The organism is Allobosea sp. 05T422_2, from assembly GCF_056396265.1.
The window spans coordinates 85,434-109,309 of sequence record NZ_JBFTLD010000001.1 but is presented as its reverse complement, the minus strand read 5'-3'; the positions used below and the strand labels follow the sequence as shown (position 1 = coordinate 109,309).

Genomic DNA, 23,876 nt, shown 5'->3' with positions numbered 1-23,876 from the left:
GGCCCGACAGCCGAGAGCGTGTCACGCGGGATCGGCCGGATCGCGATGCGAACGGCCTCGACCTCGACGGAGCGCAGTGCCGGGATCGTCGTCTTGGCCCGGGCGAGCAGTTCCTGAGCCTGGGGATGCGTGGGCAGGGAAGCGGCGTCGGCGGCGACCAGCCGGTCAAGCTCGTTCGAGCGCAGCAGGAACCTGCCGCCGCCATCGGGCCGCATATTGAGCAGGGGAGTGCGCAAGGCACTGCGCAGCGTCACGCCCGCCGGTGGGGTATAGGCGACTAGGCCGACCGTCGGTGCGAGCGGAACCTGATGTTCGCTCCGGTTGGCGACCTCGTTGGACCAGCGTCCCGAACAGTTCACGACGATATCGGCATGGATCGGATCGCCGCCCGCGATCTCCACGCCATCGCAGCGCCCGCCGCTGACCAGCAGTCCCGAGACCTTGGCGTTGACGAGCCTCGCACCATGGCGCTCCTGCGCAGCAGTGACGAGCGCGCCGGCATAGGGCACGGCATCGAGCCAACCATCCCGGGGGTAGTAGATCACCGGCGCATTGCCGATCACGTCCGGGTCGATCTCCGGCTCGAGCTCGCGAACCTCCTTCAGACTGAGCAGCTCGGCCGGGTAGCCCCAGTCGATCAGCTGCCTGAGCTTCACCAGCGGGTCGGTGCCGTCGCGTGCGCCGGCTTCGGCCTCCGCATTCTGCCATTGCAGCACGCCAGGGCGGTGGTACCAGTTCGCGTGCGGAAACTCGGCCAGGATGTCCTCATGGGCCTGCCGGCCGGCGAAGTTCAACTTGTAATAGGCATGGGAGGTCAGCTTCTCGCAGGCATTGACCCAGGCATAGGTCACGCTGGAGGTGCCGCCGCCGATCCGCCTTTCCTCGACGATGGTGACCGCCGCGCCGGCCTGGGCGAGGCGATAGGCGACCGACGAGCCGATGACACCGGCACCGACGACGATGGCTTTCATCTGGAATGTCCTTGACGATTGAGAAGAGGGGGGCGCGGCGGCCTGGCCTGTCCGCGCTTGCCGGTCAGCCCGGCTAGTCAGCCTTTCCCGACCAGCATGCGATCGAGCCCGTAGATGCGGTCGACGAGGACCATCAGCAGGAAGGTCAGCAGGATGACGACGGTCGAGACCGAGGCGACGAGCGGATCGATCGATTCCTCGATGTAGTGGTACATCTTGACCGGCAGCGTCATCGAGGACGGCGTCGCCACGAACACCGTCATCGTCACCTCGTCGAAGCTCTGGATGAATGAGATCACCCAGCCGCCGGCGACGCCGGGGATCATCAGCGGAAACACCACCCGCCGGAACACGGTCCAGCTGGAGGCGCCGAGCGAGATCGCGGCGCGTTCGAGCGCCGGATCGGCCGCGGTCAGGGCCGCGAGCACCAGCCTCAGCCCATAGGGGAAAATGATCAGCACGTGGCTGGCGAGCAGGCCTGCGGTCGAGCCGGTAATATTGACCTGTGTGAAGAAGCGCAGGAACGCGACGCCGAGCACGACATGCGGGATGATCAGCGGCGACAGGAACAGCCCGACCAGGGCCTCGCGCCCGGGGAATTGATGCCGTGCCAGAGCGAGCGCGGCCGGCACGGCGAGCGCCATCGCGCAGGTCGCGGCAACGACGCCGAGCACGATGCTCATCCAGAAGGCGGAAACGAACTGCGGATTGGCCAGGATGGCCCTGAACCAGCGCAGCGAGAACGAGGTCGTGGGCAGCGAGAGCAGGTTGCTCGGCGTCAGCGACATCCACATCACCACAATTAGCGGTGCCAGCATGAAGATGACGAACAGGCTGTGGCAGAGGAGCGCGACGGGGCCGTTGCGGTTCATTGGGCAAACCTCGCATAGCGCCGCTCGAGCAAGCGGTTATAGGTCAGCATGATCGTGGCGTTGACGATGAGCAGCACGATCGCGATCGCCGCGCCGAGCGGCCAGTTCAGCGTGCCCAGGAACTCGTCATAGGTGGCGGTGGCGACGACCTTGAGCTGGCGCCCGCCGATGATCGCGGGCGTCGCGAAGGCACTGGCCGCGAGCGCGAAGACGATCAGCGATCCCGACAGGATGCCGGGCACGATCTGGGGCAGGATGATCCTGATGAAGATCGTGGTCTCGCCAGCGCCGAGCGACTGCGCCGAACGAACCACCTTGGGGTCGAGCCGTTGCAGGGCGGCCCAGACCGAGATGATCATGAACGGCACCGCGACATGGACGAGCGCGATGACGACGCCCTGGATGGTGTAGAGCATCGGGATCGGCCCGCTCGTCAGGCCGAGCCCGGAGGCGACGTTGTTGATCACACCGTTGCGGCCGAACAGCAGCGCCCATCCGAGCGTGCGCACCACGACCGAGATCAGCAGCGGGCTCAGCGTCACGATCAGGAAGATCGAGCGCCAGGGTGGTCGCATCCGCGACAGGAAATAGGCTTCGGGTGCGCCGATCAGCACGCAGAGCACCGTCGTCGCCAGCGCGATCCCGACCGTCCGCAGGAAGATGGTGTGGTAATAGGGATCGCCCAGCGTATCCGCGAAGTTCGACAGTGTCGCCCCGCCGGTCGCACCGGTCGCGAGGTCGAAGGACTGGAAGCTCAGCACGGCGATCATCACCAGCGGCGTCACCAGAAGCGCTGCGAAGAAGAGCAGCGCCGGCAGACTGAGCAGCAGCGGCACGCGGCTCCTGGATGCCTCAGCCATGATGCGCGTCCGCGATGATGGCGGCATCCTCGGGCCGCCAGTTGAGCCCGACATCGTCGCCCTCGTTGAAGGCGGGCACTCCACGATGCGGCTCCGACGACAGGACCGCACCAATGGCCGTCTCGACGGAGAACAGCCATGAACTGCCTTGGAAGACCCGTGATGTCAGCCGACCGCCGAGAAAACCGGTCCCGGGCGGCACGAGGCGGACCTTTTCCGGGCGCAAGGCGATCACCACCGCGCTGCCTGCCGAAAGCGAGGGCTGCGCCGTGCCGGGCACCGCCGCCTCGACGCCCTCGATGCGCAGCGAGCAACGCCCGGCCTCCACCGAGACGATCCTTGCCTTGAGTTGGGAGGAGCGGCCGACGAAGCTCGCGGCGAAATGGCTCGTCGGTGCGTCATAGAGCGTCAACGGATCGGCAAGCTGGACGATCCGCCCGGCATCCATCACCGCGATCCGGTCACAGGTCGCCAGCGCCTCGGCCTGATCATGCGTGACCATGATCGTCGTCGTGCCGACGCGGCGCTGGATCGCCCGGATCTCGACCTGCATTTCCTCGCGCAGCTTGGCATCGAGATTGGAAAGCGGCTCGTCGAGCAGCAACAGGGCGGGCTCGATGGCGAGCGCCCGCGCCAGCGCGACCCGCTGTTGCTGCCCGCCGGACAATTGCCGGGGATAGCGCTCGGCGAGATGGCCGAGACGCACCAGATCGAGCGCTTCCTTGACCTTCTGCTGACGGGCGGGCTTGGCGATCTTCCGCATTTCGAGCCCGAACGCGACATTCTCGGCGACCGTCAGGTGCGGGAACAGGGCATAGCTCTGGAAGACGATGCCCATGCCGCGCTGGCTGGCCGGAACACCCCGGAGGCTGCGCCCGTCGAGCAGTACCTCGCCGCTGGTCGGCTCCTCGAAGCCGGCGACGATGTTCAGCGTCGTGGTCTTGCCGCAGCCGGACGGACCGAGCAGCCCGACGAACTCGCCGGGCTCGATCGCCAGGTCGATTCCGTTGAGCGCCGTGAAGGCGGCAAAGCGCTTGGTAAGCCCGCGAAGGGCGATCTTGGCCATAGTCGAGGGTGATCCATGAAACCGCCTGCGCCCTTGGCGCAGGCCTGATGTCCGGAGGAACGAGGGCTTCAGGAATCGGCCCGAAAGGTGATGCAGATCAAAAGGTTAGATCGGCGAATCGGATAAGATCCGGTCCGCTGATCTAGCGCTCGATCTCGCGGTTCCAGCGCTGCGTCCACGCAGCCCGGTTCTGGTTGACGGTCGGCCAGTCGATCTTGGCGAGCTTGGAAACGGCCTGGTCGCCGACCGCCAGCCCCGCGGCTTCATCCGCCGTCAGCTCCGTCTTGCGGTTCACCGGGCCATAGCCCGCGCCGGCAAAGACCTTCTGGATGGCTGGCGAGAGCATGTGCTGGATGAACTTTTGCGATTGCGGCGCCACGTCGCTGTCAACGACGGGGCACATCGTCACCATCAGTGCGCCGGCCCCTTCCTTCGGCTCGGCCACTTCAAGCGGCAGGCCCTCCTTCTTCAGCGCGACGGCGCGCGAGCGCGAGATCACGGTCAGCGCGATCTCGCCGCTTTGCAGCAGCTCCTCGAGCTTCGGTGCGGAGGGTGCGAAGGTCAGGATATTGGGCCGGATCTTGTCCTTGAAGGCGGCGAAGCCGGGCTCGATCTTGCTCTCGCCGCCGCCCTCGGCGCGCGCCACCATGATCAGCCCATGCAGGCCGGTCGTGCTGGCGGCGCCGAGCAGGGCAAGCTGCCCCTTATAGGCGCTGTTGCCGAGGTCGCCCCAGGAGGTCGGCACCGGCCAGCCTTTCTCCTTGAAGATCTTGGCATTGTAGACCGGGGTGGTGACGCCGATGCCGAAGGCGATGGCCTTCTCGTCCAGTTTCGCGATCGGATAGACATCGTCGAGCACCGGGGCCTTCTCGATCGGCGCGCAGAACCCGAACTGCACGGCCTGATACATCGGGCCGTCATCGACCATGGCGACGTCGATCTCCTGCTTGCCGCGCTGGGCCTGCAGCTTGGCGAGCGTCGCCGTCGACTGTCCCGCGACATACTCGACCTTGACGTTGTTCGCCTTCTCGAAGGGCGGAATGATCGCGGTGCGCATCAGGCGCTCGAAGGAGCCGCCATAGCCCGCGACATACATCGTCTGCTGGGCGCTCGCTCCCGCGCTGACAAGGCCGCCCGTGGCGAGCGCGAGGGCGAAGACGGATCCAAGCGAAGTCGAACGCAAAGTGGCCATGCCGAAAAATCCCCTGTTTGGCCGGGGAACACGGCCCCCGTTGCAGCCAAGGGTTGGGGAGCGGCACCCATCTGTCAATCGACTGATTATGGATCACGCCATTCAGATTTGATATGGTATCGCCGCGATTGCCCTGCCGGCGCACCGACCGGGTCGCAATGCCCGGTCAGGCCGACCGTAGCGGAACGGGAATGGAGTGCCGGATTTGGCTCAGATCACCCACAGGCATGCCGAAGCCTTCAACGCGGTTCTGCATGTCGGGAGCTTCACCAAGGCCGCGCGCCTGCTTCGCAGCTCCCAGCCCTCGATCAGCCGATTGATGAAGGAGCTGCAGGAGGCGGTCGGATTCGTGTTGTTCACGCGCAGCGATGGCCGCACGGTCGCGACGCCCGAAGCGATGGCCCTGCATCAGGAAGTCGAGCGCAGTTTCGTCGGGCTCGAACGGATCAGCGAGCGCGCCGCCCAGATCAAGGAGCGCCGCGTCGAGCAGTTGCGGATCGTCAGCATGCCCGCGCTGGCGCACACCTTCCTGCCTGTCGCCCTTGCCGGATTTCTCAAGGACCGCCCGAGCGTCGCCGCTGCGATCCAGGCGCAGCGTTCGGAGTCGATTGCCTCGTGGGTTTCGACACAGCAATTCGATGTCGGCTTCGCGATGCTCCCGATGGACAAGCCCGGTGTCGAGATCGAGCTGTTCGACCCTGCCATCGGCGTCTGCGTGATGCCGGCCGGTCACCCGCTTGCGGTGCGGCCGGAGATCGTCCCGCAGGACCTGGACGGCATGCCGTTCATCGGCAAGGGCGCGGGGAGTTTCATGTCCCGCTCGCTGCAGCAGGTGCTCGACGACGCCAGGGTGCGCTGCGACGTTCGCGTCGAAACCCCGATCGCCGCCATTGCTTGCCAGATGGTGGCGCAGGGACTGGGCCTGACGATTGCGGACCCGTTCACGGCAAAAGCGTTCGAACCGCTGGGGTTAGTCTCCCGTCCGTTCCGGCCGGCCATCGCCTATAATTTCGGAGTTCTCTACCCCTCGCACAGCCTGCGCTCGCAACTTGTCTCCGACTTCGTCGCGCATCTGCATCTTGAGCGCCAGAAGGTGCACGGAAAGGCTCCAAGCTCGGGGGCGCCGTGAGCCGAACCTGGACTCCCGTCCGTAGGCGGGCGTCTCCAAGCGCCTGCTCCAGCCGGGGCCCTGCTGGCGCAGTTGCGTCTCAGGTCATTTCAGCACCGGCAGGATGAACGCAGTTGAGACCCGGAGAACCGCGCTAACGAGGCGCCCGGTTCGCCGACGCGAAACGCACGTTTCCCATCGTAGCCTCGGTCAGCGCGCCCTGGAGAGATCCCGAAAGCTGCTTCACGAGTTCCGGTGTGTATCGATCGTAGAGAGACTGGTTTGATCGGCCCAGCGCATGCTCGCCGGTAAAACTGCCCGCGTAGCCTCGGATCACGACGTCCAGCACCTTGTCCCGGACGCGGTCGATATAGGCGGCATCTGGCCGGCCGGGATGCACAAGATTGAAGTGCATGCCGCCATCGGCAATATGCCCGAAATCGCAGAGCTCGAGCTCGGGGAACTCGGCGTTGAGGAGCGGAATGATCTCGGTTCGGAAGGGAACAAGGTCTGAGCGCTTCAGGGAAAGATCGAAGGCGATCACATGCCCCGCCGCCTTCAGCCCCTCCGGCAAGGAATGCCGCAACGCCCAGAGTTCCTCCGACCGACCAATCAGCGCATCGGCGAGCAGCGGATCATCCTGCTCGAACAGCTCGGCGAGAACGGTCTCGAGAACGGCTGGGAGCGCGGCTTCATGCCCGCGCTCGGGCCAATTCCGGGTCAGTTCGACGAGGATCGCGTAAGGCGGAATCTCGCCGCGAGCGAACGGATTCCTCAGGCGCTCGACATGGGCAAATGTTCGCTTCATCGCGTTCCGCGAAATCCCCTCGACGGCGCTCAGATACTCGCCGCACGCTTCCTCAAGCGCCGTGAGCAGGAGGGGAATGGCCTCATCGTCACGCGGCACGAGCAACGCCGTCGCGACCTGTCGCGGGACGCGCTGCACTTCGAGAACCGCCCTTGTAATAACGCCGAACGCCCCGCTCGTCCCGACGAAGAGATGTTTCAGGTCGATATGCGCGTTGTCCTTCCGCAGGCCGGTTGTGAGGTCAAGGATGGTGCCATTGCAATCTGGAAGCACGACCTCCAGACCCAGAACCTGTCGCCGCATGGCGCCATAACGGAGGAAGCGAGCGCCACCGGTGTTCGTGGCAATCATGCCGCCAACCATCGGATCTGCGCCGAGATCGATCGGCAGAAAGAGCCCATGCGTCGCGAGGGTCTCATTCAGCGTCGACAAGCGAACGCCGGCCCCTACCGTCACCGTGCGATTGGTCAGATCGATTTCGAGCGGAGCGCTCAAGCGGTCGACGCTGAGAACGACCTGCGTTCCCGACTGATCGGGAGTGGATCCCCCGACCACACCCGTATTCCCGCCTTGGGGCACGAGGCGAATGCCATTCGAGACCGCATAGGCGACGATGCGGGACACCTCTTCGGTTGTCCCGGGCCGGACGACGAATAGCGCCCTCCCCTCGTCATACCGTGCTCCGACCTCGTATCGGCGCCTATCGGCAGCGTCTGTGACCAATCCCTTGGTCCCGACGATTGCGCTGATGGCGTCAAGATGTCTGGTGTCGCTCATGTCTGTGCTCGATCGCTGGCAAATCCGGGCGTGTTGATCGGAACCGTTTGGGAACTCTCGCCCCGTCAGACGGATTCGCTTTGCTTGCACCGGCCACTGATTGTGCCTGGCCTTGCCGACCTAAGGTCAACAGGCGGAGTTCGGTCCGGGTGGGCTCGGCCGACAGCCCTGCCCGCCCGGGGGTTCTCAAGATCCAGTCCGTCAATCCACTCCATCGACGGGACTATTGCGGAGGCGACATGTCGGACTTGAACCATTTCATCGACAGAGTCTTGATCGTGCCATCCGCGAGTGCCTGCTCGATCGCCTGGTCAAAGCGTTGCTTGAGCTCGCCATCGTCCTTGCGCAGGCCGATCGCGACGCCACGACCAAGCAGTCCGCCGCGAAATGACGGCCCCGCAACGGTCATGCCGTTCAGTTCCTTCCTTTCACGCGACGACATCGCAGACGCGTAATCGACGAACACCGCATCGATGCGACCTGCGGAGAGATCAAGATCATGCTGCTCGGCTGTCTTGTACTCCCTGATCTCGATGTCTCCCTTGAAGTAGGTCTCCAGGAATGCAAGGGCGTTGGTCGATGTCTGCACGCCGATCGTTTTCCCCTTGATCAGCTTTTTCATCTGCTCAATCGTGTTTTTGCCGTCGTCGTTCAGAGATGTGATGTCGATCAGCTGTCCGCTCTTGGGCAGATTGAGCATTTCGCGATCGGTCATCGTCGCGAAGACGTGGCGGCTCGTGGCGTAGGGCCTCGAAAAGCCGATCACCGCCAGCCTTTTGTCGGTGATGTTCATTCCCGTCATCACCGCATCGTGCTTTCCGGCCTGGAGAGCCGGGATGATGCCGGCCCAGTCCTGACCGACGACCTTGCACTTGGCATTCATCCGGCGGCAGAGATCGTTCACCAACTCGACGTCGAAACCGCCGAGCTTCCCGCTCGGCTCGGTGTAGTTCCAGGGCATGAAGGCACCTTCGGTTGCGATGGTGATCTCCTTTCCCTGCTGTGCTTCGGCGGCAGTCGCCAGGAATGCGCAAGCGCTCAGCGCCAGCCAGCCCAGTCGAAATCTCGGGTTGTTCATCGTGTCCCCTCCTAACGATGCTCAGAGATGAATTGTCGAAACCGTGGCGATGTTGGTGCGCTGAATACTTCGCCAGGCGGCCCGTCCTCCTCCACCATCCCCTTGTGGAGGAACACCACGCGAGACGAGACATCCCGGGCAAAACCCATTTCGTGCGTGACCACGAGCATGGTGCGGCCCTCTTCCGCCAGCGATCGCATGACGCGCAGGACCTCGCCGACGAGTTCGGGATCGAGCGCCGAGGTTGGCTCGTCGAACAGCATCAGCTTCGGCTTCATGGCGAGGGCGCGCGCGATTGCGGCACGCTGCTGCTGGCCGCCCGACAGATGAGCCGGATAGTGGTTGCGCTTGTCGACGATGCCGACCTTCGCAAGCAGCGCCTCGGCCTCGGCGATGCACTCCGCCCTTGGTCGCTTTTGCACATGGATCGGCGCCTCGATGACGTTCTCAAGCACCGTCAGGTGCGACCAGAGATTGAAGCTCTGGAAGACCATCGCGACGCGGGAGCGGATCCGGTCGACCTGGGAGCGATTAGCCGGCTCCGTGCGTCCGTTTCGGCCCTTGCGCAGTGCAATGACTTCACCGCCGATCGCGATCTCGCCGGCGTCGGGCGTCTCCAGCACGTTGATGCATCGAAGCATCGTTGACTTGCCGGAGCCCGACGAGCCGAGGATTGAGATCACCTGTCCCTCGGCCGCATCGAGCGAAATACCGCGCAAAACTTCCAAGGAGCCGAAACTTTTGCGCAGATCGCGCACCGAAACGGCTGGCGTGGACAATGAGGTCACCGATCGTCTCCGCTACTCATGGACCGGCTCAAGGCGCTGAATGGGCATGGGCGCGTCCCGCAGATGCGGCGAAAGCCTGTGCTCCAGGGCTTGAATGGCCCGCGTCACGAGGAAATTGAGAATGAGGTAGATGGCCCCGGCGCAGATGAAGATCTCGATCGCGCGGAAGCTCTGCGAAATCAGCTTATGCGCAATGCCGGTCACTTCCATCATCGTGATGATCGAGGCGAGCGAGGTCGCCTTCACCATCAGGATGATTTCATTGCCGTAGCCCGGAAGTGCCTGACGGACAGCAATCGGAACGATGATCCGCCGATAGAGGAGAAGCGGCGACATCCCGCAGGCGCGTGCCGCTTCGATCTGACCTTGCGGGACGGACTGCAAGCCTCCGCGGATGATCTCGCTCACATAGGCGGCGGTATTCAGGGTCAGGGCGAGCAGAGCGCACCAATACGGCTCGCGGAAGAAACCCCATAGGTTCATGGCCTGCAGGGCCAGCCGAAATTGACCGAGCCCGTAGTAGATGAGGAAGATCTGAACAAGAAGCGGCGTCCCGCGGAACACGAACACATAGCTGCGCGCAAGCCAGTCCAGGACCGGCACCCCTGACATGCGCATCGTCGCGAGGGCCATCGCAACGATCAGACCCAGAGTGACGGATGAAAACGTGAGTTTGAGTGTGAGGGGCAGTCCTTCCAGCAGCTTGAGGAAGGTTTCCCCCATGAATGCGGCGTCAATCACGGGCTTCGCTTCTCAGGATGCTTGAGGGTGATGGGCATGTGAGCGGGCTGCATTCAGGCTCTCCGGACGCCGCGCATCGCGTAGCTCTCGGCGCGCCGGAATCCCCATGAGGAAACCGTGGTGATTGCCAGGTAGAGCACAGCGGCAGCGAGATAGAAGCTGAACGGCTCACGCGTGGAGCCGGCGCCAATGGCCGACTGGCGGAGCAGCTCGACCAGCCCCGTGACCGAGACGAGGGCGGACTCCTTCAAGGCCAGTTGCCAGACATTGCCCAGGCCCGGGATGGCATATCGCAGCACCTGTGGCGCGATGATGCGGCGGAACATCAGCGTGCGGTGCATGCCCACGGATTTCGCCGCCTCGATCTCACCCCAGTTCAGCGCCGTGTACGCGCCTCGAAAGACCTCTGACTGATAGGCGCCGGAGATAATGCCGATCGCAGCGGCACCCGCGGCGAACCCCGACACACCGACGAAGCCCCCGGGACCGAAAAGTCCCGCGATGCTGCTGAGCAGCGCGCTCCCCCCGAAATAGAAGAGGTAGATGATGAGAAGGTCCGGAATGCCGCGAAGAATCGTGGTGTAGGCATCGGCCGCAGCGCGAGCGACCGCACCGCCTGACAGCTTCACCCAGGCAACAAGGCCACCGATCACAGAACCGAGGAGGAAGCCGCAGGCGGCGACTGATAAGGTCACGCCGGCAGCGACCAGCATCGCCACGCCCCAACCGTCGGAGCCCAGACTCATCAGCGACAATGTCGACATAGGCAGCGTCTCGCGGGCTCAGGCGGACAAGACGCTCATACCAAGCCCGGAACCAATGCCCGCGGCTCCAGGGCACCTCCGCTGGGCTATGCATCCGCCGTTCGACTCGTATGGCAGTTTGATTGCGTTCACGTCAGCCTCCCCGGATGCTGCATTCTTTGTTCTTGTCTTGAACTTAACAAGCGTTTGGTTGTCGGACAAAAAGACATACTAGAAGATGGCCGTCAAGCGCGGTCGCGTTCCGCCCGACTTTGCGGATCGCGAAAACCAAGCAGCGCGAAGAATGTCCCTGAATCGAGTTACACAGCTGGGCGCGCGAGCCTTTCATAGGTTTCGCGGGAAGATGACACGCTCCGCCTGGAATCGAGCAGAGGCCTGCCCCGAGAATGTGTTCCTGCAGCATGAACAAGCGCCGCATTCCAGCGACGATCAAAGTTGCCCGACAAATATTCCTTTGATAGGGATTGGGTGAAATGAAAGCCAAGAGCGCCGGATCCACGCCTGCCGAAGAGCCTCGTCCCTTGCGACGGCCGAACCTTGCCGAGCAGATCGCCGGCGATCTCGCGGCACGCATCAGCGGGGGCGAACTCGAGATCGGCCAGAAATTGCCGACCGAGTTCGCACTCTCACGGAGCATGGGTGTCAGCCGAGCCGTCATCAGGGAAGCCATCTCGAGGCTCAAGCAGGAGGGGCTGGTCGACGCGCGCCAGGGCAGCGGCGCCTTCGTGACGAGCATGCGCGCCGCGGGATCGTTCCGGCTCGATCCACGAGAGATCGAGAATAATCGCGAGCAGCTGTCGCAGGTCTTCGAATTGCGCCTGACTCTCGAGGGTGATGCGGCGGGCTATGCCGCGCTAAGGCGTTCGGACAGCGACTTGCGCGCGCTCTCTCAGTGTCTCCACGCCATTGATGCGAATATCCGCGATGGGGATGACGGCATTGACGCGGACTTCGCTTTCCACAGCACGATCGCCAAGGCGACCGGAAATGCGTTCATTCTCGAGCTGGTTGATCTTCTTGGAGCGCAGCTCAAGAACTCTGTCCGCATCGCCCGTCTGAATTCTTCCTCCTATGTCGGCCGGCCGGAGGCAGTTCTCATGGAACATAAGGAAATCTATGACAATATTGTCGAGCAACGTGTGGAGGCGGCACGCAGCGCCGCCCGGCGGCACGTCATGAACGCAGCGAAGCGGCTGGGTCTCTCGGTCGGCTTCTAGACTCGCGCAAGGGAGGCGGATGCCCGCGCCCTGCCCCGTGAGAAGCCTCAAAATCCCTCGGTCTCCACAGAAGATCCATGCCAATCATGAACCTGGGCGATCTGCGCCCGACCCTTCCGCGCTCGGGCCGCTATTGGTTCGCCCCCGATGCCTCGATCATCGGCGACGTCATCTTCGATGACGACACCAGCGTTTGGTTCGCCGCCGTCATCCGGGGCGACAATGACCGCATATCGATCGGTGCCGGATCAAACATTCAGGACGGCGCCGTGCTCCACGTGGACGCAGGATATCCTTTGGCGGTCGGCGCCTCGTGCACTGTCGGGCACCGCGCCGTTCTGCACGGCTGCACGCTTGCCGACCGGGTGCTCGTCGGCATGGGCTCGACCATTCTGAACGGCGCCGTCATCGGAGAAAACTGCATCGTCGGCGCAAACGCTCTCATCACCCAGGGCAAGCGCTTCGAACCGAACTCGCTGATCGTGGGGGCCCCTGCCAAGGCGGTGCGGTCGTTGACGGATCAGGAGATCCACGACATCGCGGAGACCGCGGCGGAATATGTCTCCAACCACCGACGCTTCATCGCGGAGATGGCAATTGACCATCCAGCGCGGAGCTCCCGGCATCTGGTCTGACGCCGACGAGGTCAAGCGCCATGGTGGCATAGAGCCCGGCCGCTTCTTTCACGGTAAGCCTGCCGTTGCTGCGATACCAGGTGATGACGCCGTCACACATCGAGATGATTGCGAAGGCGGCAAGTGATACGTCCTTGACCGTAAACACACCCTCCGTGACCCCGCCCTGGATCACACGGCGCAGATTCTCGGTGTGCCGGCGCTGCAAGACACGCATGACGCCGCGTTGCTCGTCGGAGAGAAATTCGACCAGCGGACCCATTCCCAGGAACGTCCGGTCATAGACCCGGGCATATTCGACCTTCTCGATCTGATAGCGAACATGCGAGGCCACCAGCGCCGCGAGTTGGCGCCTTGGGTCGGGAGCTGCCTTCGCGACGGCTTCCTCGGTCGTTGCGAGGAAATCCCGTTGATTGTCCTCGAGGACGGCGAAGAGCAGCGCCTCCTTTGAGGAGAAATGGTGATAGAGGCTGGGGGCGGTGATGCCGAGCTGCTCCGCCAGGAGGCGCATGCTCACCCCCTGATAACCGCGCTCACCGAACAGCAGGGTTGCGGTGCGTACGATCGCATCCCTGCCGCTCTCCCGTTGCTCCGGTCTAAAGCTCGTCGTCATCCATCGCTTGTGCACTGGATCCCATGAGAGTTCCAGCCAGGCGTCGCGGCTCGGGCCAATCAGGCGATATGGGCCGAGCTTCCCAGGATGGTTTCGATGCAGCGAGACCAGTAGAGCAGGCGCGCATCTTCCTTGACGCAGCCGACCACCTGGAAACCGAGCGGCAAGCCTGCTGGTCCGCGAGACACCGGCAAGGTGATCGAAGGGTTGTGCAGCAGGGACCAGATGCGGATGAAGGCGGAGCTGCCGGTGCTCGTCGCCTCCGGCGCCTCGCCCAAGGTCGACGGCATGACGAGCACGTCGACATCGCGCGCGAGATCGTGGAAGGCCCTGCGGCACGCGTCCGCGGCGTCGAGCGCACGCGCATAATCGTCGGCGGAGTAGCTCTCGCCGAGTTCGAGGTATTCGATCAGTTCGCGATCGCACTTGTCCGCATGGTTGCGCTTGATGTCGGCATACTCGCGCGCCAGATCATAGGCCATGATCACATCCTGCGCTTCCCCGATCGTCTCGAAGATCGCGGGCATGACCAGCGACTGGACGGTCGCACCTGCCGCTTCCAGTTTGCGCAGATTGTCCTCGAAGATGGCCAGCGCAGCGGGATCGGCCTTATCGAAATCCTTCGTCCTCCACACGCCGACGCGCATGTCGGTACGCACGGATGTCGTTGCATCGAAGCGCGGATCGCGGGTGAAGCCGCGCATGAAGAGCGTCGCGTCTTCCACCGAGCGACAGATCGGCCCGATGACGTCGAGCGGGCGCGAATAGGTCCTGATGCCGACATAGGGAATGGCGTCCAGCGTTGGCTTGAAGCCTACCGCTCCGCAGAAGGCGGATGGCCTCAGGATCGAGCCGGCCGTCTGTGTGCCGATGGAGATCGGCGTCATGAAATCGGCGACGGCGGCGCCGGAGCCGGCCGAGGAGGCCGCCGGCGTGCGCGTCAGATCGTGAGGATTGCGTGCGGGTCCCGGCAGCATGATGGCGTGCCGCGAGACCGTGTTCTTCCCAAGGATGGTGAAGCCGAAATTGCGCGCCATCGAAACCACCGGCGCGTCGGACTGCGGCTGGCGGCGAGGAAATATCTCGGGATCGCCCAGCTCAGTCGGCATGTCGGCGGTGTCGATCGTATCCTTGAGACCGAGCGGGACGCCGTCGAACAGGCGGCTACGGCCGTTCCGGTCGAGAGCCCGCGCGTGAGCGAGGGCGGCGTCGGCGTTCACATGGACCCACGCCTTGACGCCGCCATTGCGCTCCTCGATGCGCTCCAGGCAGGCGCGTGCCCAGGCTTCGCAGGTCAGAGTCCCCTGATCGAGCGCTCGCAAGCCCTCGGTCGCGGTGAGCATGGCCGTGCGCGAGGCAGCCGGCCGTTTGGCCGTCACCGGCCGGTCGACGGAAGAAATGTCCATTGTGCCTGTCCCGTTTCTAGACGTGCGTGGAAGGTGCGTGGGGCATTGCCGCCTGGGATTGGCCGCGTCCGATATAGACGTCGCCCATTTCCTCGTTGGCTAGCAGGCTTGCGCCTGTGTCAGACAAGACGATGCGCCCCGCATCGAGGATGTATCCGCGGTCGCTGAAGGCGAGCGCCTGACGTGCCCGTTGCTCGACCATCAGCACCGCAACATCGGCCTGCGGCAGCCGCTTGACCTCCTCGAAGACCTGGTCGGTCAGCGCCGGCGACAGCGCCGCGGACGGCTCGTCAAGCAGGATCAGGCGGGGCGAGGACATCAAGGCCCGCGCAAAGGCGAGTTGCTGACGCTCGCCGCCGGAGAGGTTTTCCGCATAGGTGCCGCGCCGCCCCGCCAGAGCGGGGAAGAGATCGAACATGTCGCGGATTCGTGCGCTTTTGCCAGGCGCATGTTCCACGACCTGCAGGTTCTCCAGCACGGTCAGGGTGCCAAAGACGTTTCGGACTTGCGGCACGTAGGAAATGCCGATGCGGACGCGGTCCTCGATTTGCAGCTTCATCAGATCGATGCCGTCGAACACCATGGTGCCGGCGATACGGGGCAGGATGCCCATCGCCGCCTTGATGAGGGTCGACTTGCCGGCGCCGTTGGTGCCCGCGATCGTGACGATTTCCCTGGCGCCGACATGCATGTCGATACCGGTGATGATGTCGACATCGCCGTAACCGCCGGACAGGTTGGCGATTTGCAGAAGGCTCATATCACACCCCCCATATAGGCTTCGCGGACGCCCGGATCGGCGAGAACCGCGTCAGGCGTGCCACTGGCGATGACCTTGCCGCGATCCATCGCGTAGAGTCGGGGCACGACGCGCGCGAGCTCGGCGAGATTGTGCTCGATGATCAGCACGGCGATGCCGCGCCGGTTCAACTCGACGATCCGGTCGCAGAGCTGCTCGATCAGAACCGGATTCACCCCGGCGAAAGGCTCGTCGAGCAGGATGCATTTGGGTTCGAGCATCAGCAGCCGGCCGATCTCGAGCAGCTTCTTCTGGCCGCCCGAGAGCTTGCCCGCCAGTTCGTCCGAGACGCGCGCGAGGTTGAGGAAGGCCATCACTTCCCGCACGCGCTCGGCCAGTCGCTCTTCCTCCTGCCGGATCGCGCCGCGCGCGAAAACCAGGGCGGCGAGCTTCTCGCCACGCTGATCCCGCGCTGCCACCATCAGGTTGTCGAACACCGTCATGTGGCTGAATTCACGCGGGACCTGGAATGTGCGGGCGAGACCGCGCCGGACCCGCTGATGGACCGGCACTTCGGTGATGTCTTCGCCCTGGAAGACCACACTGCCGGACCCCGCCGGAATATAGCCGGTGGCGACCGAGAACAGCGTGCTCTTTCCCGCACCATTCGTTCCGATCAACCCGACCAGTTCGCCTTCGCCGACTTCGAGCGAAACATAGTCGAGGGCACGAAAGCCGCCGAAGCGAGCCGTGATATCGGTTATCGAAAGGAGCGCCATCAGTTGCTCCTCCGCGACGATTTTCCGAACAGGCCTTGCGGGCGGTAGAGCACGACGCAGATCAGAGCCATGCCGATGATCCAGATCCGGACGCTCGCCAGTTGGACCTCGGAGACGCCGGTGAAGACATCGCGCAGGAAACGCGAGCCTTCGAGGAACCCGACGAGCAATACGGTTCCGATGACCACGCCGCGCAATGATCCGACACCGCCCAGGACAAGGGCGATCCAGATGTAGAAGGTGATGAGCGGGACGTATTGCTCGGGGCTGATGAAGGTCAGGTAATGGGCCTGGAGTCCGCCCGCGAGGCCCGCGATTCCGGCCCCGATCATCAGGGATCGCGTCTTGAACTGGGCCGGATTCTTGCCCAGCGCCCTGACCGCTACCTCGTTGTCGCGGATGGCTTCGATCACCCGGCCGAACGGGCTCCTGATGATATGATGGATCAGCAGGAAGACCACGGCACAGACCGCAAGCAGCAAGAGAAAGATGTAGAAATCGGTCATTTTCGGATCGACCCAACCGGCAAAGAGCCTGGGGATGCCCGGCAGCCCATGCATGCCGCGCGTCAGCCATTCCTCTGTCTGCAGTGTCATGCGGACAGCTTCGGAGAAGCCGAGCGTGACGATGGCGAGATAGTCGCCGCCCAGCCGCAGCGAGATCATCCCCAACGGGTAGGCCGCGAGGGCGGCGAGCGCCGTCGCTGCAGCCAGCGAGACGGGGATCGGCACCCCTTTCAATGCTAGCAGGGCCGAGGTGTAGGAGCCGATGGCGAAGAACCCGACATGGCCGAAATTCACCAGGCCGGTGAAGCCGTATTGCAGCGCCAGCCCGCTCGCCATCAGGAGATAGATCAGCACGCTGATCGAGATCGCGATCAAATAGCCTTCCATGGCATCACCTCGCTGCAATCGGACGGCCGAACATTCCCTGCGGTCGCAGGAGCAGCACGCAAAGAAGGATCAGGAAGGCGAGAACGACCTTGTAGGCAGGGCCGACGAACAAGCTCGCGACTTCCTGCGCGATGCTGAACGTCACGATGCCCAGAACCGCGCCCACAGGGCTGCCGATCCCGCCGAGGATCACGCCAGCAAACATCGGCATCAGGAGTTCCCAGCCGAGTTCGGGCAGCACCACTGCCTTGATGCCCAGCAGCGCACCACCGAGTCCGCAGAATGCTCCGGCCACGGCCCAGAGGAAGATCATCACCCTGCGCGCTCGAATGCCGCTCGCGGCGGCCAGTTCCGAGCTGTCCGCGATCGCCCTCATGCGACGTCCCGTCGGGGTCAGATACATGACGCAGAAAACCAGCAGGAGCGCGATGATCGCAGCGCCGACGATGTAGAGATCCGTCGGCAGGATGCGGATTCCGCCGAAATTCCAGGCCCGCACCAGTGGCAGGTCCACGACATATTGGTCCTGCCCCGCGAAGAAGGTGATTGTGCTGCGAACGGCAAAGGCCACGCCGATGGAAGCAATAAGCCGGGCGACGTGCGAGCGTTCCGCCAGTGCCCGGAAGACCCAGAAATACATCAACAGCGAAACAGCGGCGGTCATCGTCATCGCGCCGAGCACGGCGGTTACGATCGAGCCTCCCAGAAACATCTGGGAGGCAATGGTCGTGTAGGCGCCCAGGGTCATGTAGTCGCCGGTGGCCGCATTGGGAAAGCGAGCAATGCCGAACACGAGCGTGATCGCGAGTGCGGGCAAGGCCAGTAACATCCCGATCACGACGCCGTTGATGACCGCGTTAGCGATCGAGATCCAATCCATCGGTGCGACCTTCCTATGCCGGCAGCTGGCCGGGGATGGTCTCTTTCAGGACGAGCTTGCCGTCCTGAATGTCGAACACACCGAAATCGGGCACCGTCTCGCCATGCTTGCCGAACTCGAGACGCGAGGACGCCCCGTCGTAATCGACCTTCTGTCCCTTGCGCAGGATATCGCGGCCTTCGACGAAGGAGTTGGCCTTGGTGCCTCCGGTCCCGGTGACCGCGCGGATCTGACCGTTGATGGCGGCGACGTCCGCCTGGGCTCCCGCAGCTTCGAGGGCAAGGGCAAGCGTGATCACCATGTCGTAGCACTGCGCGGCAAAAATATCGGGCTCGCGCTTGGTGATCGTCTTGAATTCGGCTGCGAAACGCTTGAACGCCGGATGCTGCTCGGCCGCGACATTCGAGATCGAGATCAGCCCTTCCGTCGCTTCCTTGCCGAGCGCCTTGACGAGGTCTTCGTTGGCGGTCCAGCCAGGCATGATGAACTTGCAGTCCTGGCCGCTCTGGTACCATTCCTTGAGGATGATGGTGGCGTCGGGACGATAGGCGCTGAGCGAGATGACATCCGGCTTCGACGCGAGGACACGGGCAAGCTCGGTGCGATAGCTGCTCTGGTTGGGCTCGTAGACGACAAAGGCGCTGACCTTGCCGCCATTGGCCTCCCAGGCGCTCTTGAAATAGTTCGCCTGCCCGACAAAGGTCGAGTTGTTGAAGGCCATGACGGCGGGGCGCTTGAAGCCCCGGCGCCGCGCAACCTCCGCAAAGGCATTCCCGAAGATCGCATTGGAAGCCTGGAACATCCAGGCGAGGCCCTTCTTGTTCTCGGTGAGCATCTCCGGCGCGCCGCAGGTGTTCATCGTGATCAGATTGGCGTCGTTGGTGATCGGCATCGTCGCCAGGCCGACCGAGGACGCCCAGATGCCTACGACCGCCTCGACCTTGTTGATCTCGACGAGCTTCTTGACCGCGAGGACAGCCGCCTCGGGCTTCGTCTGATCATCTTCGGCGAAGAGCTGGAACTTGCGGCCCGCCGCACCGCCCGCAGAGTTGACCTCGGCCACCGCTAGTTTGATCGCTTCCAACATGTAGGGGCCGTAGGGGCCGCCGATGCCGGTGATCGAGTTGAGCGCGCCGAGCCGAAATACCCGCTCCCCCTGCGCGAAGCTTTGGCCCGGAAGCGCCCCTAGGCCTGCTGCGGCGGTCCCTGAGACCAAAAAGGCGCGGCGTGACAGATTGTAAGGCTGTTTCATCATCGTTCCCCTATGTTGGCTTTTGCCGTTATTCTTGGACGGTTGGGGGCGGCTTTCCGCCCCCGAGTGACGGTCTATTGAACGGCGCCGCGGCCTCGTAGGCTCGCGATCTGGTCATCCGAAATGCCGAACCGACGCAGGACCCTGTCGGTATCCTCTCCGAGCAGTGGGGCCGGCTTCCTGATTGCACCTGGCGTCTTCGAGAATTTGGTCGGAATCCCGATCATCCGCATGGCACCGAGCTTGGGATGGTCGATCTCCTCGATCATGCCGCGAGCGATGTAATGCGGGTCATTCATCGCCTGTCCGAAGTCGTTAATCGGACCACATGGGACACTGGCCGCCTCGCAGCGCGCGATCCAGGTCGCAGCATCGGCGGAGGCGAAAGCCTCTTCGAGCAGGGGCTCGAGCGCCTTAATGTTCTCGAGCCGGTCCATATTGGTCACAAATCGCGGGTCGGTGATCAGTTCCGGACGGCCGATCACATCCCGGCAGAGCTTCTCCCACGTCCGCTGGTTCGCGGCTCCGATGATGATGAAGCCGTCGCCGGTGCGCAGTGCCTGGTACGGCGCCGAAACGCGGTGGCGGCTGCCCGTCGCCTTTGCCACCGTACCCTCGGCGAAATAGGCGGCAGCCTCCCAGATGAACCAGGGCAGACCGCATTCGGCGAGGGAGATGTCGATGTGCTGGCCCTCGCCGGTCTTAAGCTGATGGACATGGGCCGCGATGATCGAATAGGCGGCCGTGAGACCCGCGCCAACATCATAAATCGCGATACCGGATTTGAGGGGTCGGCCGTCGGGTTCGCCGGTCATGCTCATGATGCCGGTCAGGCCCTGGGCGACCAGGTCGAAGCCGCCCTTCCCGGAATAAGGCCCCGTCTGGCCGTAGCCGGACACCGAGCAGTAAATCAGGCGCGGATTGATCTTGCTCAGCGTCTCGTAGTCGACCCCGAGGGACTTCGTCACGCCGACCCGGTAGTTCTCCACCACCACATCGGCCCAGCGAACCATGTCGTAAAGGATATCGCGCGCCTGCGGATCCTTCAGGTTGAGGGAGATACCCTCCTTGTTCCGGTTGATCTGCGCGAAGCAAGTCGACTCGCCGTTCACATAGGGGCCCATCTCACGGGAATCGTCGCCGGTGACGGGCTTCTCGACCTTGATCACCTCGGCACCGAGATCGGCCAGGACCATGGTGCAGTAAGGACCCGCCATGATCTGGGAGAGATCGAGGACCTTCATGCCGGAGATTGGCGACGGACGGCTGCTCATCGGAATTTTACCTGTCATCTTCTTGTCAGCGCCCGACAAAAGCCGGCTTGATCTTCTGTCCGAACGCCGCTCGGCCCAGCCGGTAATCCTCGGTGTCGAAGCAGGCATAGGCTTCGTCACTTTCCTCCGGCGTCAGCGTCCCGCCCTGCCGCAGGCGCTGGATGAATTTCTTGTGCCAGCGATTGACCAGAGGCGCCGCGCCGGCGATCCGCTCTGCGGCGCCATAGGCCTCGGCGGCGACGGCATCATCATCGGCAAGCCGGGTCACGAGTCCTTTCGACAGAGCCTCCTCGGCTCCGAAGATTCGACCTTCCAGCAGGATTTCGAGCGCCGCGGAATGGCCGATGACGGCGACGATGTCCTCAAGCTCGCGGTAGTCCAGCGTGATGCCAATGCGGTTGATCGGCACTCCGAACCGGGCCGAGCACGCCGCGATCCGGATGTCGCACATCGAGGCGATCTCCAGGCCGCCCCCGACACAAGCGCCTTCGATGCAGGCGACAGTCGGGTGACGCAGGTTCTTGAGCCGGTCCGTCATCGCAAGCGTGAAGTCGGCATAGTCGCGGGCTTGCTGGCGCCCGTCGCGATCATCCCCGAAGCCGCCAATGTCACTCCCGGCACAAAAATGCCCGCCGGCGCCCCTGACGACGACGCAGCGGACCGCGTCATCACTCTCAAGCTGGGAGAAGGCTGCGCCGAACGCCTGGTACATCTCCATGGTGAAAGCGTTGCGCTTCTCGGGACGGTTGAGCAGGACCGTCACCACGCCTGTCCCGTCGCGCGAAACCTCGATGCCCATCATACGTACTCCAGCAGCAGGTCCCTGCCGCGAAGGACGGCGCGTCCATCCAGCTCGAGCGTGGCGTCGGTGAGGATGGTGTCGTAGTGGGCAGCGGCCTTTACTGTGCCGCCGATATAGGCGCTGGTGCCGAGGGCAAGCTGGATCGAGCCGTAAACGCTCTCATCGGACAGCATGGTGCCGTCGAGAACGCAGTTCGGATTCATGCCGACGCCGAGTTCACCGAGATTATAGACCAGCGGATCGTTGAAGCTCTTCAGGAGGTCGCTGAACATCCGGGCCTCGGCTCCGCCTTCGATCGCGACCGCCATGCCCTTCTCCATGTGGATGCGGACGGGCTCGTCACGGATCAGGCTCACGCCTGGAATGCTGGCGTTGACGACAATGACGCCCTCGGCCGTTCCCTCCACCGGCGCCAGGCTAGCCTCGAGACAGTAGCCTGCGGAGATGTCGACCGTGTTGGCGAAGCCATGAAGGGCGCGACCACGTCGCCCGGCGATGCTCATGGTCACGTTCGTCCCGTCGGGACTGGTGACACGGGCAGTGCCGGCCTGGGTGAAGGCATCGGCCAGACATTCGATCTGCGGCCGCAAGGCCACGAAATCCGCCTCCCAACCCTCTGCCAGGAAGAAATCGCCTTGATGCGACTCGGGCAGAACGATGACTCCCACACCGGCGCGCGTGGCCTCCTGACGCGCCTGTGTGTGTGCGATATTGGCGCGGGTCAGTCCGATGACGAGATCCGACGCCTTCATGGCTTGCGCGGTGATCTCGGAGAGCTGCCGCCCATGTCTCGACGAGCCCTCGATCTGCATGAGGTGCACGCCCGCGCCGGCTTCGGACAGGGCGATCGCCAGCGCCTCGACATTATGATCGGTGAAGAGGTCGTAAAGGACCAGAACCTGGCTGTCCGACCCGGCATTGCCGAGCAGTTTCACGACCTTGCGCGCATTTTTGAGCTTGAGAAGCGTGTTCATGTCGATCTCAGGCGCTCATTGCCAGCGGGCTGGCGCGCCGGTCTGCGGCGGCGACCGCATCGCCGAGAATGCCGAGGCCGCGCTCCAACTCCTCCGCCTCCAGCGAGAGCGGCCCAAGGAAGCGAATGACGTTGCCGTGGAAGCCAGCCTTCACCAGGATCAGACCATTGCGATAGCACTCTTCGACGATCTGAGCCGCCAGATCGCCGGCCGGCGCGTGAGATTTGCGATCCCGGACGATCTCGATGGCTCGCATCGCCCCGAGGCCACGCGCATCGCCGACGATCGCATATTGCTGCGCCCAGCCGGAGAAACGATCCTCGACGACCGCACCGATGCGGCGGGCCTTCTCCTGATAATCATCCCGTTCCATCACCGCGATCGTGGCCAGGGCGGCGGCGCAGGAAAGAGGATTGCCTCCATAGGTCCCGCCCAGACCGCCGACACGGGGCGCATCCATCAGCTCGGCGCGTCCGACTAACGCGGCGATCGGCAGCCCGCCGCCCATCGATTTGGCGAGTGTGTAAAGGTCGGCCTCGATGCCGGCATGCTGCGTCGCGAACCACTCGCCCGTCCGACAGAAACCGGACTGGATCTCGTCGGCAATGAGCACGATACCGTGCCGCGTGCAGTATTCGCGGAGCTGCCTCAGGAAGGGCGCAGGCGCAGCATGAAAGCCGCCCTCGCCCTGAAGCGGCTCGATGATCACTGCAGCGACGGCGTCGGGAGAGACCTCCATTTCGACCAGCCGAGCAAACTCGGCGAAGGCGGCCGCGCTGCAAGCCTCTTCGCTTTCATGGCCGGAACGATAGAGGACCGGGAACGGCGCGCGGTAGATCTCCGACGCCAGGGGCCCGAACCCGCTCTTATAGGCCGGCGCCTTCGCGGTGAGCGACAGAGCCATGAAGGTACGGCCATGGAAGGCTCCTTCGAAAGCAATGACAGCCTGGCGCCCCGTCGCGCTGCGCGCCACCTTGATGGCGTTTTCGACCGCCTCCGCGCCGGTCGTCTGGAGCATGACCTTCTTCGGCCATGAACCGGGAACGAGTTCGATGAGCTTCTCGGCCAGATCGACATAGCCGGGATACATAACGATATTGAAGCAGGTATGCAGGAACTGGTCGGCCTGGGCCTTCACCGCCTGCACTACGTCCGGGTGCGCGTGCCCCACGTTCAGCGTGCCGATTCCGCCCGCGAAATCCAGGAACGCATTGCCGTCGACATCCGTCAGCTTCGCGCCGGAGGCGTGTGAAGCAAAGACCGGCGGGCCATTCGCGACGCCACGCGCCACGGCGGCATTCCGCCTGTCGAGCAACGATGCGCACTCAGGGCCCGGAACGGCCAATTCTTGATTCAGCCTCATGCGGCTCCCTCCCCGGCGGCAATC

24 protein-coding genes are annotated in these 23,876 nt (G+C 63.8%); 3 read left to right on the top strand and 21 right to left on the bottom strand.

Going from position 1 to position 23,876, the window contains the following annotated elements:
- From AC1DJT_RS00565 to AC1DJT_RS00545, 5 genes are all read right to left on the bottom strand, one after another.
- Positions 1-971: NAD(P)/FAD-dependent oxidoreductase (locus AC1DJT_RS00565; protein ID WP_476833323.1), on the bottom strand; the 971-nt coding region annotated here is incomplete at its 3' end.
- A gap of 77 nt (positions 972-1,048) precedes the next feature.
- Positions 1,049-1,843: an ABC transporter permease gene (locus AC1DJT_RS00560; RefSeq protein ID WP_441492496.1), complete on the bottom strand. Its 795-nt coding sequence runs from the start codon at positions 1,841-1,843 to the stop codon at positions 1,049-1,051.
- Entirely contained in the window at positions 1,840-2,703 is an 864-nt protein-coding gene (locus AC1DJT_RS00555; RefSeq protein ID WP_476769447.1) for an ABC transporter permease, read from the bottom strand. Before AC1DJT_RS00555 ends, AC1DJT_RS00560 begins: the two co-directional genes overlap by 4 nt.
- Positions 2,696-3,769, bottom strand: a complete 1,074-nt coding sequence (locus tag AC1DJT_RS00550; protein WP_441492494.1) for an ABC transporter ATP-binding protein — start codon at positions 3,767-3,769, stop codon at positions 2,696-2,698. The genes AC1DJT_RS00555 and AC1DJT_RS00550 overlap by 8 nt, the downstream gene beginning before the upstream one ends.
- Before the next feature lie 142 nt (positions 3,770-3,911).
- Positions 3,912-4,961 carry an ABC transporter substrate-binding protein gene (locus tag AC1DJT_RS00545; RefSeq protein WP_441492493.1) on the bottom strand — a complete coding sequence of 350 codons (1,050 nt, stop codon included), beginning with the start codon at positions 4,959-4,961 and terminating at the stop codon, positions 3,912-3,914.
- A 205-nt stretch (positions 4,962-5,166) separates the two neighbouring features.
- Here AC1DJT_RS00545 and AC1DJT_RS00540 point away from each other — a divergent pair, with 205 nt between their 5' ends.
- Positions 5,167-6,090: a LysR substrate-binding domain-containing protein gene (locus AC1DJT_RS00540; protein WP_441505737.1), complete on the top strand. Its 924-nt coding sequence runs from the start codon at positions 5,167-5,169 to the stop codon at positions 6,088-6,090.
- A 133-nt stretch (positions 6,091-6,223) separates the two neighbouring features.
- Here the strand turns inward: AC1DJT_RS00540 and AC1DJT_RS00535 are convergent, their stop codons facing one another.
- The 5 genes from AC1DJT_RS00535 to AC1DJT_RS00515 form a co-directional block, all read right to left on the bottom strand.
- A complete protein-coding gene (locus tag AC1DJT_RS00535; RefSeq protein ID WP_441505738.1) occupies positions 6,224-7,654 on the bottom strand; it encodes an FAD-binding oxidoreductase in 1,431 nt (476 codons plus the stop codon).
- Between the two features lie 223 nt (positions 7,655-7,877).
- The gene (locus AC1DJT_RS00530) at positions 7,878-8,732 is read right to left on the bottom strand and encodes a transporter substrate-binding domain-containing protein (protein WP_441505739.1); all 855 of its coding nucleotides are present in this window, start codon (positions 8,730-8,732) and stop codon (positions 7,878-7,880) included.
- A gap of 11 nt (positions 8,733-8,743) precedes the next feature.
- Positions 8,744-9,520 (bottom strand): ABC transporter ATP-binding protein, encoded by a 777-nt coding sequence (locus AC1DJT_RS00525; RefSeq protein ID WP_441505740.1) that lies wholly within the window; start codon positions 9,518-9,520, stop codon positions 8,744-8,746.
- Between the two features lie 12 nt (positions 9,521-9,532).
- Entirely contained in the window at positions 9,533-10,258 is a 726-nt protein-coding gene (locus AC1DJT_RS00520; protein ID WP_441505814.1) for an ABC transporter permease, read from the bottom strand.
- A 56-nt stretch (positions 10,259-10,314) separates the two neighbouring features.
- On the bottom strand, positions 10,315-11,025 hold the full coding sequence (locus AC1DJT_RS00515; RefSeq protein WP_441505741.1) for an ABC transporter permease: 711 nt from the start codon (positions 11,023-11,025) through the stop codon (positions 10,315-10,317).
- Between the two features lie 473 nt (positions 11,026-11,498).
- Here AC1DJT_RS00515 and AC1DJT_RS00510 point away from each other — a divergent pair, with 473 nt between their 5' ends.
- Positions 11,499-12,242 carry a FadR/GntR family transcriptional regulator gene (locus tag AC1DJT_RS00510; RefSeq protein ID WP_441505742.1) on the top strand — a complete coding sequence of 248 codons (744 nt, stop codon included), beginning with the start codon at positions 11,499-11,501 and terminating at the stop codon, positions 12,240-12,242.
- 77 nt (positions 12,243-12,319) lie between these two features.
- The gene (locus AC1DJT_RS00505) at positions 12,320-12,877 is read left to right on the top strand and encodes a gamma carbonic anhydrase family protein (RefSeq protein ID WP_441505743.1); all 558 of its coding nucleotides are present in this window, start codon (positions 12,320-12,322) and stop codon (positions 12,875-12,877) included.
- Here the strand turns inward: AC1DJT_RS00505 and AC1DJT_RS00500 are convergent.
- The 11 genes from AC1DJT_RS00500 to gabT form a co-directional block, all read right to left on the bottom strand.
- On the bottom strand, positions 12,822-13,490 hold the full coding sequence (locus tag AC1DJT_RS00500; protein ID WP_441505744.1) for a TetR/AcrR family transcriptional regulator: 669 nt from the start codon (positions 13,488-13,490) through the stop codon (positions 12,822-12,824). The genes AC1DJT_RS00505 and AC1DJT_RS00500 overlap by 56 nt on opposite strands.
- Before the next feature lie 59 nt (positions 13,491-13,549).
- On the bottom strand, positions 13,550-14,896 hold the full coding sequence (locus tag AC1DJT_RS00495; RefSeq protein WP_441505745.1) for an amidase: 1,347 nt from the start codon (positions 14,894-14,896) through the stop codon (positions 13,550-13,552).
- A gap of 16 nt (positions 14,897-14,912) precedes the next feature.
- Positions 14,913-15,587, bottom strand: coding sequence for an ABC transporter ATP-binding protein (locus AC1DJT_RS00490; protein ID WP_476775517.1), 675 nt, complete (start codon positions 15,585-15,587; stop codon positions 14,913-14,915).
- 65 nt (positions 15,588-15,652) lie between these two features.
- Complete coding sequence (locus AC1DJT_RS00485; RefSeq protein WP_441505747.1) at positions 15,653-16,414, bottom strand: ABC transporter ATP-binding protein; 762 nt, start codon at positions 16,412-16,414, stop codon at positions 15,653-15,655.
- Positions 16,414-17,307 carry a branched-chain amino acid ABC transporter permease gene (locus AC1DJT_RS00480; protein ID WP_441505748.1) on the bottom strand — a complete coding sequence of 298 codons (894 nt, stop codon included), beginning with the start codon at positions 17,305-17,307 and terminating at the stop codon, positions 16,414-16,416. Before AC1DJT_RS00480 ends, AC1DJT_RS00485 begins: the two co-directional genes overlap by 1 nt.
- Positions 17,308-17,311: 4 nt before the next feature.
- Complete coding sequence (locus tag AC1DJT_RS00475) at positions 17,312-18,187, bottom strand: branched-chain amino acid ABC transporter permease (RefSeq protein WP_441505749.1); 876 nt, start codon at positions 18,185-18,187, stop codon at positions 17,312-17,314.
- Positions 18,188-18,200: 13 nt separating this feature from the next.
- Positions 18,201-19,439, bottom strand: a complete 1,239-nt coding sequence (locus AC1DJT_RS00470) for an ABC transporter substrate-binding protein (RefSeq protein ID WP_441505750.1) — start codon at positions 19,437-19,439, stop codon at positions 18,201-18,203.
- A gap of 74 nt (positions 19,440-19,513) precedes the next feature.
- Positions 19,514-20,713 (bottom strand): CaiB/BaiF CoA transferase family protein, encoded by a 1,200-nt coding sequence (locus AC1DJT_RS00465; protein ID WP_441505751.1) that lies wholly within the window; start codon positions 20,711-20,713, stop codon positions 19,514-19,516.
- A gap of 25 nt (positions 20,714-20,738) precedes the next feature.
- On the bottom strand, positions 20,739-21,512 hold the full coding sequence (locus AC1DJT_RS00460; RefSeq protein ID WP_441505752.1) for an enoyl-CoA hydratase/isomerase family protein: 774 nt from the start codon (positions 21,510-21,512) through the stop codon (positions 20,739-20,741).
- A complete protein-coding gene (locus AC1DJT_RS00455) occupies positions 21,512-22,489 on the bottom strand; it encodes an aminopeptidase (protein ID WP_441505753.1) in 978 nt (325 codons plus the stop codon). Before AC1DJT_RS00455 ends, AC1DJT_RS00460 begins: the two co-directional genes overlap by 1 nt.
- A 7-nt stretch (positions 22,490-22,496) precedes the next feature.
- Positions 22,497-23,852, bottom strand: coding sequence for a 4-aminobutyrate--2-oxoglutarate transaminase (gene gabT / locus AC1DJT_RS00450; RefSeq protein ID WP_441505754.1), 1,356 nt, complete (start codon positions 23,850-23,852; stop codon positions 22,497-22,499).
- Between the last annotated feature and the right edge of the window lie 24 nt (positions 23,853-23,876).